The 14995-nt window shown below is 30.5% G+C and carries 13 protein-coding genes and 1 tRNA gene; 11 read left to right on the plus strand and 3 right to left on the minus strand.

The features are described from left to right. Positions 1–25 precede the first annotated feature (25 nt). The 5 genes from H6578_09905 to dapB all read left to right on the plus strand — a co-directional run bounded on the left by H6578_09905 (position 26) and on the right by dapB (position 5158). Positions 26–1084, plus strand: coding sequence for a Fic family protein (locus H6578_09905; GenBank protein MCB9227466.1), 1059 nt, complete (start codon positions 26–28; stop codon positions 1082–1084). 68 nt (positions 1085–1152) lie between these two features. Beyond that, positions 1153–2862: a 2-succinyl-5-enolpyruvyl-6-hydroxy-3-cyclohexene-1-carboxylic-acid synthase gene (gene menD, locus H6578_09910; GenBank protein ID MCB9227467.1), complete on the plus strand. Its 1710-nt coding sequence runs from the start codon at positions 1153–1155 to the stop codon at positions 2860–2862. Between the two features lie 10 nt (positions 2863–2872). Further along, positions 2873–3586 carry an ATP-binding cassette domain-containing protein gene (locus H6578_09915; GenBank protein ID MCB9227468.1) on the plus strand — a complete coding sequence of 238 codons (714 nt, stop codon included), beginning with the start codon at positions 2873–2875 and terminating at the stop codon, positions 3584–3586. Between the two features lie 2 nt (positions 3587–3588). Further along, complete coding sequence (locus H6578_09920; protein MCB9227469.1) at positions 3589–4437, plus strand: glycosyltransferase family 2 protein; 849 nt, start codon at positions 3589–3591, stop codon at positions 4435–4437. 4 nt (positions 4438–4441) lie between these two features. Then, positions 4442–5158 (plus strand): 4-hydroxy-tetrahydrodipicolinate reductase, encoded by a 717-nt coding sequence (gene dapB, locus H6578_09925; GenBank protein ID MCB9227470.1) that lies wholly within the window; start codon positions 4442–4444, stop codon positions 5156–5158. Between the two features lies 1 nt (position 5159). Here the strand turns inward: dapB and H6578_09930 are convergent, their stop codons facing one another. Further along, the gene (locus H6578_09930) at positions 5160–6353 is read right to left on the minus strand and encodes a pyridoxal phosphate-dependent aminotransferase (protein MCB9227471.1); all 1194 of its coding nucleotides are present in this window, start codon (positions 6351–6353) and stop codon (positions 5160–5162) included. Positions 6354–6495: 142 nt separating this feature from the next. Here H6578_09930 and H6578_09935 point away from each other — a divergent pair, with 142 nt between their 5' ends. From H6578_09935 to rocD, 4 genes are all read left to right on the plus strand, one after another. Next, on the plus strand, positions 6496–6774 hold the full coding sequence (locus H6578_09935; GenBank protein ID MCB9227472.1) for an ATP-dependent Clp protease adaptor ClpS: 279 nt from the start codon (positions 6496–6498) through the stop codon (positions 6772–6774). Between the two features lie 241 nt (positions 6775–7015). After that, on the plus strand, positions 7016–9490 hold the full coding sequence (locus tag H6578_09940; protein MCB9227473.1) for a hypothetical protein: 2475 nt from the start codon (positions 7016–7018) through the stop codon (positions 9488–9490). Between the two features lie 67 nt (positions 9491–9557). Then, on the plus strand, positions 9558–11069 hold the full coding sequence (locus H6578_09945; protein MCB9227474.1) for a HAMP domain-containing histidine kinase: 1512 nt from the start codon (positions 9558–9560) through the stop codon (positions 11067–11069). Between the two features lie 61 nt (positions 11070–11130). After that, a complete protein-coding gene (gene rocD, locus H6578_09950) occupies positions 11131–12360 on the plus strand; it encodes an ornithine--oxo-acid transaminase (GenBank protein ID MCB9227475.1) in 1230 nt (409 codons plus the stop codon). A gap of 107 nt (positions 12361–12467) precedes the next feature. On the opposite strand, the gene H6578_09955 is transcribed toward rocD, so the two are convergent. Next, a tRNA-His gene (locus H6578_09955) sits at positions 12468–12541 on the minus strand. 160 nt (positions 12542–12701) lie between these two features. Between H6578_09955 and H6578_09960 the strand changes: the two genes are divergently transcribed. Further along, positions 12702–13043: an antibiotic biosynthesis monooxygenase gene (locus tag H6578_09960; GenBank protein ID MCB9227476.1), complete on the plus strand. Its 342-nt coding sequence runs from the start codon at positions 12702–12704 to the stop codon at positions 13041–13043. A gap of 4 nt (positions 13044–13047) precedes the next feature. Continuing rightward, positions 13048–13245: a hypothetical protein gene (locus H6578_09965; GenBank protein ID MCB9227477.1), complete on the plus strand. Its 198-nt coding sequence runs from the start codon at positions 13048–13050 to the stop codon at positions 13243–13245. Here the strand turns inward: H6578_09965 and H6578_09970 are convergent. Then, positions 13237–14994 carry a DUF349 domain-containing protein gene (locus tag H6578_09970; protein ID MCB9227478.1) on the minus strand — a complete coding sequence of 586 codons (1758 nt, stop codon included), beginning with the start codon at positions 14992–14994 and terminating at the stop codon, positions 13237–13239. The two genes, H6578_09965 and H6578_09970, sit on opposite strands and share 9 nt — an antisense overlap. Between the last annotated feature and the right edge of the window lies 1 nt (position 14995).

Consider the following 14995-nt stretch of genomic DNA (forward strand, 5'->3'; position numbering starts at 1 on the left):
AATTTATGACTAAATTTGTCATGACATGAAAAGTCTATTTGATAAAATAAGAGAAAAAAGAATAGAACTCAATATAAAATCAAGTGAGTTAGCTCAAAAACTTAAAATAGATCAATCCTTAATAAGTAAATTTGAGAATGGGAAACGTATGCCCACACGTACACAAGTTATTCAGCTTGCTAAAGCACTAAAACTCAATGTAGATGAACTACTTGTACTTTATACCAAAGAACTTATTTACAAAGAAATAGGACAAGATGATATAGCTTATGAAGCAATAACCATGGTAAGAGAAGAAATTTCTTACTACAAAAAAGCAAATGAGAATAAGCTAAGCGAGTCCATAAAAAAAATGCTTTCTGAAATAGATAAACTAAGAAATAAGCTACAAGTACTTAGAGAAAATGACAGTTATAGAATAGTACAAGCTTTAGAATTAGAATATACCTACGAAAGTAATAAAATAGAAGGCAATACGCTTACTTTGCAAGAAACAGATTTAATTGTAAACGAAGGATTAACCATTTCAGGAAAAAGCATGAGAGAGCATCTTGAAGCCATAAATCATCAAGAAGCTATTGATTATGTTAAAGATTTAGTAGATAAAAACCATGAAATAGATGAAAGAACCATTTTATCTATTCATAATTTAATACTAAGAGGTATAAATAAAGAATATGCCGGAAAATACAGAAATGTACAAGTTATGATAAAAGGAAGCAAACATTTACCTCCTCAAGCGTATCTTGTTGCAAAACAAATGGAAGATTTACTAATTTGGTATTATCAAAATAAATCTAACCTACATCCTGTAGTTTTGGCGGCAGAAATGCACCAAAAGTTAGTAACTATACATCCTTTTATAGATGGAAACGGAAGAACATCAAGACTGTTGATGAACTTAATTTTACTTCAAAATGGATATGTAATTGCAAATTTAAAAGGAGATTCTAATTCAAGAATAAACTATTATAATGCTTTAGAAAAATCTCAAATTAATGAAAATAAAAATGAAGATTTTATAAAGCTAATAGCCAATCAAGAATTAGATAGTTTAAAAAACTATATTCAAATTTTAAGCTAAAAGAATGATAAGCCTGAGTTTATTTAAAACTTGGGCTTATTATAATTTACTTTATTTTTGCATTGTTTATGAATACAGATAAAATACATATACAACAGTTGGCAGAAATTTGTGCAATTAAAGGTATTGAACATGCTGTTATTTCTCCTGGCTCAAGGTGTGCTCCTTTAATAGTGGCATTTAACAGGCAGAAAAATATAAGGTGTCATTCTATAATAGATGAACGCAGTGCTGCTTTTGTTGCTTTAGGCATAGCCCAACAAACTAAAAAACCTGTTGCCTTAATTTGCACCAGTGGCTCTGCTATTCTAAATTATGCTCCGGCTCTTGCAGAAGCCTTTTATCAAAAAATACCGCTGTTGGTTTTAAGTGCCGATAGACCTAACGAATGGATTGACCAAGGCGAAAACCAAAGCATACAGCAATTTGAAGTTTATAAAAATTATATTAAAAAATCGTATCAGCTGCCACTACAAGTTAATGCAGAAAAAGACCTTTGGTATAGCAATAGAATTGTATCTGAAGCTATTAATTTTTGTGTATTCCCCGATTTTGGCCCGGTGCATATAAACATTCCGCTTAGAGAACCTTTGTACCAGCTAACCAATACAAAAAATGAAAACCCTAAAGTAATTGACTTTAACACACCGCACTACAAACTTGAAGAAAAAGAGATAACTACACTTCAAAAAACGTGGCTGAAAAGCAAAGGAATTTTAATAGTTGTAGGTGGTTTTAAAAGTAGAGATTTATCTTTAGAAAAAGTGCTACAAAAAATTTCTAAACAAAGTAATGTGGTTGTACTTACAGAATCCGTTTCTAATGTTTATGGAAAAAACTTTGTCAATCAAATAGATTCGTCTATTGAAATAATTACTAAAGAAAAAAATCCCACTTTCATTCCTGAATTGGTTATAACATTAGGTGCGGGAGTTGTTTCTAAAAAATTAAAATTTTGGTTAAGAGGTATTAAGCATGAACATTGGCATTTAAGTCAATCATCTCAACATTGGGATATTTTTCAGTCTTTATCAAAAGTAATTCAAATAAATGAAACCGACTTTTTTTCATATTTCAGCAATTTAGAAATTAAACCCGATAGTATTTTTAAGAAAAACTGGCTTAAACTTCATAAAAAAACACAAGAACTTTTAGACAACTTCTTATCAAAATCTGAGTTTAACGATTTTAAAGTTTTTGATTTTTTAATAAAAAATATTCCTACCGACAGTTTATTACAACTGGGCAATAGTACGCCCGTTAGATACGTAAACCTGCTAAATATTGATACTAATAAAAATGTAAAAATAAACTCAAACAGAGGTGTAAGTGGTATAGATGGCGTACTTAGTACTGCTGCCGGAGCAAGCTTAACCACAAAAAATCCATGTATTTGTATTAATGGCGATATTGCTTCATTATATGATAGCAACGCTTTTTTAAATTTTGAATTAAAAAGTAATTTTAAAGTAATAATAATTAACAATGGAGGTGGCAATATTTTTAAAATAATTCCCGGACCGGATAGTTTAGATGAATTAGAGCAATTTTTTGAAACAAAACACAATATTGATTTTAAAAATATAGCTTTAGCGTATAATCTCACCTATTTTTCTGCAAATAATGCTGAAACTTTAGCAACAGAATTTAAAAAGTTTATTGCCCATAACAAACAAGCCAGTATTTTAGAAATAAATACTAAAAATTGTTCTAATTCAGACAGTTTAAGGCATTATTTTGATTACTTGAAAGATAATATATCTACAGATAAATTGTAAATTTACGTTTATGAATAGCACTGAACCTACCATTAATCCCGTTGTAAAACTTGAAAAAGCCAATATTTATCAAGATAAATCATTGATTTTAAACGAAGTAAATTTACACATCAACTCGGGGGAATTTGTTTACTTAATAGGAAAAACAGGCAGTGGCAAAAGTTCATTACTAAAAACTTTATATGCTGATTTACCGCTACAAAACGGCAATGGTTTTGTAAACAATTTTGATTTATGCAAGCTTAAAAGAAAAGATATTCCCATGCTTAGAAGAAGCATAGGTATTGTTTTTCAAGATTTTGAATTGCTAATGGATAGAAATGTAAATGAGAATTTATCTTTTGTATTAGAAGCAACAGGCTGGCAAGACAAAAAGAAAATGCAAAATAGAATAGACCAAGTTTTAAACCAAGTGGGGCTTACAACAAAACATTTTAAAATGCCTCACGAGCTTTCTGGTGGTGAGCAACAGCGAGTGGTTATAGCCAGAGCTCTTTTAAATCATCCGCCACTTATACTTGCCGATGAGCCTACGGGAAATTTAGATCCCAGCACTTCTGACGAAATAATGAAGCTACTTTTTAAGATAAACAAAGAGTCTGACACTGCTTTTTTAATGGCGACACACAATTATACTATACTTGAAAAATTTCCGGGGAAAATAATTAAATGTTCTTCTGGAACTATACAAGAAGAAGAAGGACTTTCTGTTTCAATAAACTAAATATGGATGTTTCTGTATTAATTCCTGTATATAATTACAATATTTCTACATTAGTTACTCAGTTAATTAATCAACTTGAAAAACTTAAACTAAACTTTGAAATTTTATTGATTGACGATTGCTCCGATTTAAGTTCTACTTATTTAAACTTAAAAGTAAATCAAAAAAATAATGTAAAATATGAAGTACTTACCGAAAATATAGGTAGAGCCGCCATTAGAAATTTGCTATTTAAAAATGCTAAATACGATTTTTGTATTTGCATAGATTGCGATATGCTTGTTGAAAATGAGCATTTTATCAATAATTATATCAAAGAAAATGAACAAAACTGCATTTTAGTAGGTGGACATTACTATCAAAAAGAAAAGCCAAAAGACAATAACCTATTTTTACATTGGAAATATGGTACATCAATAGAAAGTAGAGGTAAAACTTCCTTTATGTCAAGTAATTTTGCTTGCAATAAAAATACATTTGAGCAAATAAAATTTAATAACTCATTAAAAAACTACGGGCATGAAGATACTTTGTTTGGCATTTTAGCTAAGGAAAAACAAATAGAAATAAAACAAGTAAACAATCCTTTGCTTCACAGTGGAATAGAAACCAATACTGTTTTTTTAGAGAAACAAAAGCAAGCTGTTTTTAACTTAAAAGCCTTGTATAAAAGTAAGTTTTATTCAAAAAAATTGAAAAAGCACATTAAACTTATTAGCTATGCTAATATTCCTTTTTTGGGAAAAACACTAAAACCCTTAGAACCTTTATTATTAAAAAATTTAAAAAGCATAAAGCCAAATTTATTTAACTTGCAGTTACTGAAAATTATTTGGTGGAATAAAAATTAAAAATATGAAAGTAGCATTGTTAGGATATGGCAAAATGGGTAAAACGATAGAACCTATTTTGATAGAAAGAGGACATGAAGTAGTACTAAAAATAACTGCTGAAAACATTGATAAACTAACTTCAGAAAATTTAAAGAAAGCAGATATTGCCATTGAGTTTTCAAGGCCTGAAAGTGCTGTAAAAAACTACGTTTTGTGTTTTGAAAACAATATTCCTGTGGTTTCGGGGACTACTGCGTGGCAAGCGGAAAAAGAATTAGTTTTCTCTTCTTTAAAAAAACATAATGGTACTTTTTTTTATGCTCCAAATTTTAGCATTGGTGTCAATATTTTTTTTAAAATAAATGAAGTACTTGCCAAATTAATGAATAAACAAAATAGCTACGATGTGGAAATGGAAGAAATTCATCATACTCAAAAGTTAGATTCGCCAAGTGGAACAGCCATAAAAACTGCTGAAATAATTTTAAATGAGTTAGAAAACAAAAAAAGCTGGCAAGAAAATAAAACAGATACTAAAGAAAATTTATTGATAAAAACATTTAGAGAAGAAAATGTACCCGGCACTCATAAAGTTCGTTATTTTTCAGATGTAGATGAACTCACTTTTGAGCATGTTGCTTTTTCTCGCAAAGGTTTTGCTTTAGGAGCCGTTTTAGCAGCCGAATGGGTTGTAAATAAAAAAGGCTATTTTGAAATGAAAGATATGTTAAACCTATAAACTATTTTAGTTTGCTCAACGCATCTTTAATTCTTGTAGCAGCTTCTGTTAAATCTTTTTCGCTGGCGGCATAAGAAATACGCAAACAATTTTCATCTCCAAAAGACTCTCCGCCTACTGTAGCAACATAAACTGTTTCTAATAAATAAAACACTAAATCTGTAGGGCAAGTGATAGTGTATTTTTCGTAAGATTTACCAAAATAAGCACTTACGTCCGGAAAAATATAAAATGCTCCTTCAGGCACATTTAGCTTTAATCCTTCGGCTTCTTTTAGCATATTTAGCATTAAATCTCTACGCTTTAAAAAGCTATCTCTCATTTTAAAAGTAGCCGTTAATGGACTATTTAATGCCACTACCGATGCTGCCTGTGAAATAGAACTTGCCCCGGACGTAAATTGGCTTTGCAATTTAGAGCAAGCTTTAGCCAACCACAAAGGAGCTCCCATATAGCCTATTCTAAAGCCTGTCATGGCAAAACCTTTACTCATACCATTAACTGTAACTACCTGATTTTTAACAGCTTCTATTCTTCCTATACTAAAATGAGCTTCTCCTGTAAAATTGATATATTCATATATTTCATCGCTTACCACTATTAAATTAGGATATTTAGCAATAACTAATGCCAATTCTTCTAACTCTTTTTGGCTATACAAAGAACCTGTAGGATTGCATGGCGAGCTAAAAATTAACAACTTAGTTTTATCAGAAATATTAGCTTCCAGTTCTTGCGGTGTTATTTTAAAATCGTTTTCTATTGATGTTTTAATAATTACTTTTTTAGCATTGCACATATCTGCTATACCTGCATAACTTACCCAAAAAGGAGCTGGTAGCAACACTTCATCGCCCTCATTTAATATACACAAAGCTATATTAGCAATAGTTTGCTTAGCTCCACAAGAAACCACTATTTGGTCTGTAGTAAATTCTAAATTATTATCTCTTTTAAATTTATCAACAATAGCTTTTCTTAATTCTACTGTGCCAGGCACAGGCGTGTATTTTGTGTCGCCATTAGCTAATGCTTCCACTGCCGCATCTTTTATATGTTGTGGAGTATCAAAATCGGGTTCGCCTATTGTAAGGCTTATTACATCTTTGCCCTGAGCTTTTAAATCTCGGGCTTTTTGAGCCATTGTTATGGTTTCAGAAGGTGGCACTCTGTTTATTAAATTAGATAACTCCATTAATGTTTATTATTTTTCGCAAATATACATTCAAGAATACTAATGTTATCCACTAATTTATCACAAACTTTAATTAGATTTTTTCTGTTTAGATAAAAAGTTAAAAATTATTCTATAAATTAGTATTGACAAAAATAAGCTTATGGGAAAATATCAAGAGCAACATCAAACCGATGTATTAACGATAGAAAAAGAGCTAAGCACCAGCAATTTAGTAGTATATAACGATGAAGTAAATACTTTTGACTGGGTAATAGAAACACTTATAGAGGTTTGTAAACACACTTATGAGCAAGCAGAGCAATGCTCAATTTTTATACACACACAAGGTAAATATGCGGTAAAAGAAGGTAGCTTAAAAAAGCTTCGCCCTATGCGAGATGCCATTATAGAAAGAGGCATACAAGCTACTATTGAGTAATTACTTAGAAAGCAATTTTTTCAATAAGCTGATAAATCCACTTACTAATCCTCCGCTCTCGTTTTTATCTTGATTGCTACTATTATCGCTATTTTCGTTTGACATTTTATGCTATTTTACATAAATGTACACTTTAATATCTAATAAAACAAACACAATGTAACTTACTGTTAATCGTTTTAATAGTTACAAAACCATTATGCTAAAATCTATCTCTTATCTTTAATATTAGTTAGACGCTATGATTAAACGCATTTTAATAATTTCTACTGCCGTTTTCTTCATTTCCTTTTTAGGGTTTGGTTTGTATATTTATTTGAACAAAAACTTTATAAAAAATCAAGTAATTAATGCCATTAATAAAGAATTGGATGCCAAAGTAAATGTTAACGGAAAAATTGATTTGACTTTATTTGAAGCTTTCCCTAAAATTACTTTAAAATTTGAAGAAGTATATATTGAAGATAAACTTAGGAAAAATGACACTTTAGCATTTTTAAACACCATTCAACTCAGCATAAATCCGTTTAGTATTATTAAAAAAGATTACTCTATAGAAGGTATAAAACTTCACAAAGGCTTTGTTCACTTATATATGGATGAAAATGGACAGCAAAATTTTGATATTGTAAAATCTAATAACGAAGAAAATAAAGAATCTTCTATTTTGAATTTAAAAAGTGTAGTATTAGAACAAATAGAATTAGAATATTTGGATAAACCCAACTCTATTTTTAACCACAGTTATACCGAAAAAAGCGAAATAAAGGGCATTTTTGAACAAAAAGATTTTAAAATCACTATAAATATTCAGCATCTTTTAAATAAAAATTTTACTATTAACGAAACAGATATTTTAAATGGTAAAAACCTAAAAGGTTCTGTGAAAATAGTATTTAATGAAAAAGAAAATTGCTATGTTTTTGATCAAAATTCTATAAAAATTGAAAATAATAATGCCGAAATTACTGGAAAATATTGCAATGCGAGCAACACTATTGAACTCAATGCAAAAATAAAAGGCACTTCACTAAACGATGCTTTAAATCTTGTTCCTAAAAAGTGGTTGACTATACAAGATTACTCCGGAAACGGAGATTATTTTTTAAATGCTTCGGTAAATGGAAATATTGATAATCTAAAAATAAATGCCGATTTTGAACTTAAAAAAGGAAATATAAACCTTAGTAAAGAAAATTTAAAGCTAAGCAATGTTTCTGTGAAAGGAAACTACAACAACCTGAAACATAAAAACGGGAGTTTAAATCTTCAATCATTTTCTTTTAGCACTTTAAATTCAAATTTTAGTGGCAGTTTAAACTACCCAAATATAGATAAAACCGAATTTCAAACTCAAATAAAAGCTACTTTAAATAAAGAGTTGCTTAATACATATTTGAATGAGCATTTTAATTTTACGGATGGAAATATTAGTATTAATAATTTGCTTCTTGACATTTCGGAGCGAGAAAATGGGAAATGGAAAATAAATAATGTTGACGGAAATATTTTAATAAATGAAATAAAAGGACAAGCCGTAAAAATCAATTTGCCAGTTAGTTGCTCTGGAGAATTTTCGGGAACAAAAAATTACCTGACAGTTCTAAATCTTAAAACACTTTTTGGGAAAAATGACATAGAATTTGACGGAGAAATAAAAAATTTATTAGAACAAATAATAAATAATGATTATTCTCAGCCATTAGGTGTTTTTGGTAAATTGAATAGCAATTTCTTTAACCTAAATGATTTTATTGCCTCAAATACTACCAATACTTCTGAAGAAAACAATACTAAACAAATAATTTTTCCTTCTATAAACGGAAAAGTAAATGTAGAAATTAAAGAGTTTGTATATCAAAAATTAAACTTAAAAAACTTAAATTTAAACTGCTTAGCCAATGGCACAACTTACCAATTTAACATAGCTCCAATAGATGCTTTAGGCGGTACTTTTAATGGCACTTTAGTGAGCAATATAATAGGCAATAACGATTTAGAAATTAACTTAAACGGTTCAACAAAAAATATACAAGTAAGCCAACTTTTTGACGCTTTTGACAACTTTGGTTTAGAAGATTTAAAAAGCAACAATATAAAAGGAAGCCTTACGGCTGATTTTGCATTAACTTCTGTTTGGAATAATTTTAGCGATTTTAACAAAGATAAATTTATTATGAGCAGTAAAATACTACTGCAAAATGGCGAATTAAACAACTACAAACCCTTAATGAGTTTAAGCAATATGCTTGATATCAATCAATTATCAAACCTAAGGTTTGAAGATTTATCTACCAACATTATTATAGAAAAAGGTATAATTTATTTGCCTTCTACAGAAATAAAAAGTAATTTATTGAGTTTAAAAGCTGGTGGCACACATACTTTTAATAATGAAATAGATTATAAAATAATTTTAAATTTGAAAAACTTACTTGCCGCAAAATTTAAGACCAAAGAAGCCAACAAAGAAAACTATGTAAATGACGTAACGGGCGGAATAAATATTTTTATAAGCATTACAGGCACCGTAGATAATCCTATAATAAAATACGATAAAGAAAGTGTACGCAAAAAAATAAAGCAAGACTTTAAAGATGAAAAACAAGAATTTAAAGACTTATTTAAAAAGAACCAGAAAAGCGAATTTGAAGAAGACAAAATAGAATTTGAAGAATTTAATACCGAAGAATATTTAGAATGGGAAGAGGAATAACTATTAATTATTAATGTTTAATGGTTAATGTTTAATTAATGTATTAGCACTAAGAAAGTAAGTAAAAATGGATATTTATCAACGAAAATCAAGAATTAAATTCCTAATAATAATAGCGGCAATATTAATAGCTATTGCTTCGCTGTGGTACACGGGCAGATTGGCTAAAAAAATAGCCGATGAAGAAAAAAGCAAAGTTATACTTTGGGCTCAAGCCTTAGAAAAAAAGGCTAACTTGGTTAAACTTACGGGCAACTTATTTAAAAAAATAGGCGATGACCAGCGTACAGATATTGAAAATTGGGCAGATGCCACCAGCTTACTTTTAAGAACAGACGATATGGAATCGCTTTCCTTTTTGAGTAAACTTATAATAGGGAATACCAATATTCCTGTTATTCATACCGATGCCGATAATAAAATAATAGACTATAGAAATATAGATTTTAAAGCAAATATAGACACCACATACTATGTAGATAGCTTGTTAAATTCAGAAGCATTTCAAACCTACAAACCTGTAGAAATTAATTATATAAGTGGCAAAAATTTTATCTATTACAGCGATTCTAAAATATTTTCTGAACTCAAATTAACTTTTAAAGACTTAACAGAGTCTTTTATTGATGATATTGTAGCTAACTCCGCCTCTCTGCCTGTTTTATTGGTAGATAATAACAATAAGGTAATAGCCAGCGGAAACATTGATGAAAAAGATTTACTGCCCGAAAATATAGCTACTACCATTTCAAATATGGCTAAAGAAAACCAGCCTGTACAGTTAGATTTAGGCGATTCAAGTACCAAAACTTTATATTACCAACATTCTACTATTTTAAAGCAGTTAAAAGCATTTCCTTTTATTCAATTATTCTTATTTGGTATATTAATAGCCGTAGCATATTTAGGTTTTAGCAGTGCCAGAAATGCTGAGCAAAACAGAGTTTGGGTAGGCATGGCTAAAGAAACAGCACACCAGTTAGGCACGCCTATTTCATCTTTGAGTGCTTGGGTAGATTATTTAAAAGAAATGCCCGAAGAAGCATCAAAATCTAACTTTATAAATGAAGTAGAAAAAGATGTAAACAGACTAACACTTATAGCAGAACGTTTCTCTAAAATAGGTTCAAAATCGGATTTGCAAGCCCTAAAAGTTAGAGAAACACTTGAAAAAATAGTAGCTTACATGGACAAACGCAGCTCAGACAAAGTTACTTTCAGTATAGAAATGGAAAATGAAGATTTACAATTTAATATAAACGAAGCTTTATTTAACTGGGTTATAGAAAACCTTATAAAAAATGCCTTAGATGCCATGGAAGGCGTAGGAAATGTAACTATCAGGGCTTTTGAATCAAGCAAAAATATAGTAGTAGATGTAATGGACACGGGCAAAGGTATTCCCAAAAATAAATTTGAAACCGTATTTCAACCCGGCTATAGCACCAAAAAACGTGGCTGGGGTTTAGGACTTTCTTTAGTAAAAAGAATTATTGACAATTATCACAAAGGCAAAATTTACGTTAAAGAATCCTCTGAAAAAGGAACCACTTTTAGAATAAAGCTGCCCAAAGCATAAACTTTTTTAGCCCTAAAGAATTGACTATCTTTGCAAAACCAAACAATTATAAATTTATAAAATGACAGAAAACGTGCTAAGTAAAACCGAACAGGCAATAGCCATGGAAGATAAATATGGAGCTCACAACTACCACCCTCTTCCTGTAGTATTAAAAAAAGGCAAAGGTGTATTTGTGTGGGATGTAGAAGGAAAAACTTATTTTGATTTCTTATCGGCATATTCTGCTGTAAACCAAGGACACTGCCACCCACGAATTATAAATGCCTTAAAAAAACAAGCTGAAGAATTAACCTTAACTTCAAGAGCATTTTATAGCGAAGCACTTAGCGAATACGAAAAATACATAACAGCCTACTTTGGCTACGACAAAGTTTTGCCCATAAATACAGGTGTAGAAGCTGTAGAAACTGCTTTAAAATTATGCAGAAAATGGGCTTATGAGAAAAAAGGAATTCCGCTTAACCAAGCTAAAATTATTATGGTAGAAGGAAATTTTCATGGAAGAACCTTAGCCGTAATTTCTGGAAGTACCGACCCCGATAGTCGCGGTGGTTTTGGTCCTTATTTGCCCGGTTTAGAAATAATACCTTACAACAATGTTGACGCTTTAGCTAAAGCGGCTAAAGACCCCAATGTAGCAGGATTTTTAGTAGAACCCATACAAGGAGAAGCAGGTGTTTTTGTTCCAGATGAAGGATATTTAAAAAAATGCTTTGAAATATGCAAAGAGAACAACATTCTTTTTATAGCAGATGAAGTACAAACAGGATTAGCACGAACAGGGAAAATGCTTTGTGTTGACCACGAAAATATAAAACCGGATATTGTTATTTTAGGTAAAGCACTTTCGGGAGGTGTTTTTCCGGTAAGTGCCGTTTTAGCCAATGATGACATAATGCTTTGCATTAAACCGGGCGAGCATGGTTCTACTTATGGCGGAAATCCATTAGCGTGTAAAGTGGCTATAGAGGCTTTAAAAGTTATAAAAGATGAAAGCCTTCAAGATAATGCTAAATATTTAGGGCAATATTTTAGACAGGAAATAGCAAAAATTAAACATCCATTGTTAAAATTAGTAAGAGGAAAAGGCTTGCTAAATGCTGTAGTTATAAACGATAGTGAAGATAGCGATACTGCTTGGAAAATATGTTTAAAACTAAGAGATAACGGACTATTAGCTAAACCTACACATGGGAATATTATACGTTTTGCTCCACCGTTAGTTATAACCAAAGCACAACTTGATGAGTGCATAGCCATTATAAAAAAGACATTTGAAGAGTTTTAAAAAATGTTAGCAAAAATATAAGAATATTTACCCTAAAAGAGCGGTAAACTTGCACTAAAAAAAGAAAGGTTCGGAGCATTTTCTCCGAACCTTTCTTTTTTTTAATGGGTGGCTGATGGGATTCGAACCCACGACCAATGGAACCACAAACCACTACTCTAACCAACTGAGCTACAGCCACCATAAAAATGGAGTGCAAAGATAAACAATATTCATTTATTGTTTCCAAATTATGCTTACAATTTTTTATCGCCTATTTTTTTATTAGTTTATTTAGATTAATTCAAAATAAGGCTTATCTTTGTCATTCCATTGTAAAATATTTAATAAAAAACATAAAAATGAGTAAAGAAAAAAACTTTGTAGCCATTAATTATATAACTTGTAAAGACCATTACAAAGAAAGATTTGAAGAACTTTTTGCTTCTCGTAAAGGTGCTATAGATAAAATGCCGGGATTTCAAGAAATGGAAGTTTTAAAACCTATGAGTGATGAAGGCGAAACAGTTTATTTAATAATGAGCCATTGGGAAAGTGAAGATGCTTTTAAAGATTGGACTAAAAGCGAAGCCTTTTTAGAAGGTCATAAGCGTGGTTTTGAAGATTTAAAACAAGCAAAAATGAGAGGAGAAGAAGCTCCTATGAGCTCATCTTTTAAAACTTATGAAGTTATATCAAGATAATACTATGAGTGAAACTCAAATACAAGAAGAAAACAAAGAAGCCCAAAATAAATCTGTTTCTTGGCTTAAAAGACTCGGTTTTGCGGGCTTCATGTTTTTCTTTTTAAAAGGTATGGGCTGGATAGTGCTGGCTGTTATTGCTTGGATTTGGGGACCGGAAGCTATAGTAGAAATTAAAAATTTCTTTGCTAATTTATTTTAGCATTTTCAATTTTTTCTCCCAATTTTCTAATTCTGCTACTGAAACGGCTATCTTTTTTTCTACCACTTCTTTAAGTTTTAAAGAGCCTTTTGAATTGCCAAAGAAAGACATATTCTCCTCATAGCGGTTTATTTCTTCCTTTAGTTTTTCTATTTTTCCCTGCACAAAACGTCTTTCAGATTTTAATTTAGAACCGGCATTATCATCTTCTTTTATAGCTTCTATCTTAGCTTTAAATTTTATATTTTGTATAGATTCGCCTTGTAATTCTAATTTTTTAGCCGCTTTTTGTACAGATGCATTAAATAAATTATCGGCATTCTTAATTTCTTTTTTAGGAACATAACCCACCGTTTGCCATTCTTTTATTAAAGCTTCCAATTCTGCTTTATTAGCACTTTCTGCTATTTTTTTAGCTATGTCATTTTTTACCTTTAAGTTTTCCTCTTGGCGGTCATCTAAAGTATCAAAATAATGTTTTTTAGCAGTAAAAAACTCATCACAAACTCCTCTAAATTTCTCCCAAAGCTCTTGGTCTTTCTTGTAAACCGTTTGTCCTATTTGCTTCCAATCGTTTTGTAGCTTAATAAACGCTTGCGTTGTATTTCTCCAATCTGTAGAATTTTTAATCTCCTCTGCTTTAGCAATTAATTTTTCTTTGGCATCTTCTATACGCTTGTTTTCATCTTTCAATGCTCCAAAATAAGTACTTGCCTTGCTCCTAACTTCATCTGTTAAAGCACTAAATTTCTCCCAAAGTGTGTCTTCTTTACCTTTTCCTGCATAATCTTCTGCTTTCCATTTATTGTGCAGTTCGTTTACTATATTGTTTACTTCACTCCACTGCTGCGGACTATTGTAGGTGTCTAATTCTGTATTTAATATTTCTAACTGCCCCGCTAAATTTGTTTTGTTTTCTAAAGCCAATGCCTGCTTATCTCGCATTGCCTGATAATGCTCTTTTATTTTTTCATAAACAGCATTAACATTATCCCAATACCTATTTTTTAAGTTTTCCCACTGCTCATTGCTTGTTGGGCCTATTTGATCCCATTTGCTTTGCAGTTCCTTAACAGTTTGCTCCATCTTTTTAATAGATGGCTGATTTTGAAGTTGTTGCAACTCATCTATAACGGCATTTTTTTGCTCGCCATTCTTTTTAAAATCGTAAGATTTAAGCTCATTAAAAATGTCAACATTATAGTAAAATTTATCTCGGTACAAACTATAATCAGACTGTAGTTCCTTAAAGTTTGCTTTATTTACTTCGCCAGTAGCATCCCAATTATCTCTTATTTCATAAAACTTTTGAAAAGCACTTCCTGCATTTTGCATTCCACTTTCTACCAAAGTTTTAAGTTCTTCTAATAAAGCTTTTTTAGTTTCAAAATTCTCTTTTTCTTCTTTTTTCTTTTGGGCTTTTGCTTTGTCTAAATTATCGTTGTATATATTTTTTAGCTCAACAAATCTATTATCTAATGGATTAGAAACAAATTCAAATTTTTCGCCTTCTTCTTTATCTTCTTTGTTATAAAAAGCCTTTTCTTGCAAATCTTTTTCTGCTCTCGTCAATTCAGAAAAATTATTCATTAAATTTTTCACTTCCTTTCTCACAGAAAATGCATCTTCATTTTTAGCTAAAACTTCTAACTGCCCAATAATATCTTCTTTAGATAAATTTTCTCTTATCTCTTCTTTTGCCTCAGCTTCTTTTTGTTCTATTAATTCTTCTTTTTCTTGTTCTTCCATT

This window comes from Chitinophagales bacterium, from assembly GCA_020635995.1.
Taxonomy (GTDB): domain Bacteria; phylum Bacteroidota; class Bacteroidia; order Chitinophagales; family UBA8649; genus JAFMKE01.

Bases quoted from the DNA above. Each gene is read 5' to 3' on its own strand.
- H6578_09935 (MCB9227472.1), top strand. From the start codon at position 6,496: ATGGGAAAATATCAAGAGCAACATCAAACCGATGTATTAACGATAGAA.
- rocD (MCB9227475.1), top strand. From the start codon at position 11,131: ATGACAGAAAACGTGCTAAGTAAAACCGAACAGGCAATAGCCATGGAA.
- H6578_09940 (MCB9227473.1), top strand. From the start codon at position 7,016: ATGATTAAACGCATTTTAATAATTTCTACTGCCGTTTTCTTCATTTCC.
- H6578_09905 (MCB9227466.1), top strand. From the start codon at position 26: ATGAAAAGTCTATTTGATAAAATAAGAGAAAAAAGAATAGAACTCAAT.
- H6578_09970 (MCB9227478.1), bottom strand. From the start codon at position 14,994: ATGGAAGAACAAGAAAAAGAAGAATTAATAGAACAAAAAGAAGCTGAG.
- H6578_09965 (MCB9227477.1), top strand. From the start codon at position 13,048: ATGAGTGAAACTCAAATACAAGAAGAAAACAAAGAAGCCCAAAATAAA.
- H6578_09960 (MCB9227476.1), top strand. From the start codon at position 12,702: ATGAGTAAAGAAAAAAACTTTGTAGCCATTAATTATATAACTTGTAAA.
- menD (MCB9227467.1), top strand. From the start codon at position 1,153: ATGAATACAGATAAAATACATATACAACAGTTGGCAGAAATTTGTGCA.
- H6578_09915 (MCB9227468.1), top strand. From the start codon at position 2,873: ATGAATAGCACTGAACCTACCATTAATCCCGTTGTAAAACTTGAAAAA.
- H6578_09930 (MCB9227471.1), bottom strand. From the start codon at position 6,353: ATGGAGTTATCTAATTTAATAAACAGAGTGCCACCTTCTGAAACCATA.
- H6578_09945 (MCB9227474.1), top strand. From the start codon at position 9,558: ATGGATATTTATCAACGAAAATCAAGAATTAAATTCCTAATAATAATA.
- dapB (MCB9227470.1), top strand. From the start codon at position 4,442: ATGAAAGTAGCATTGTTAGGATATGGCAAAATGGGTAAAACGATAGAA.
- H6578_09920 (MCB9227469.1), top strand. From the start codon at position 3,589: ATGGATGTTTCTGTATTAATTCCTGTATATAATTACAATATTTCTACA.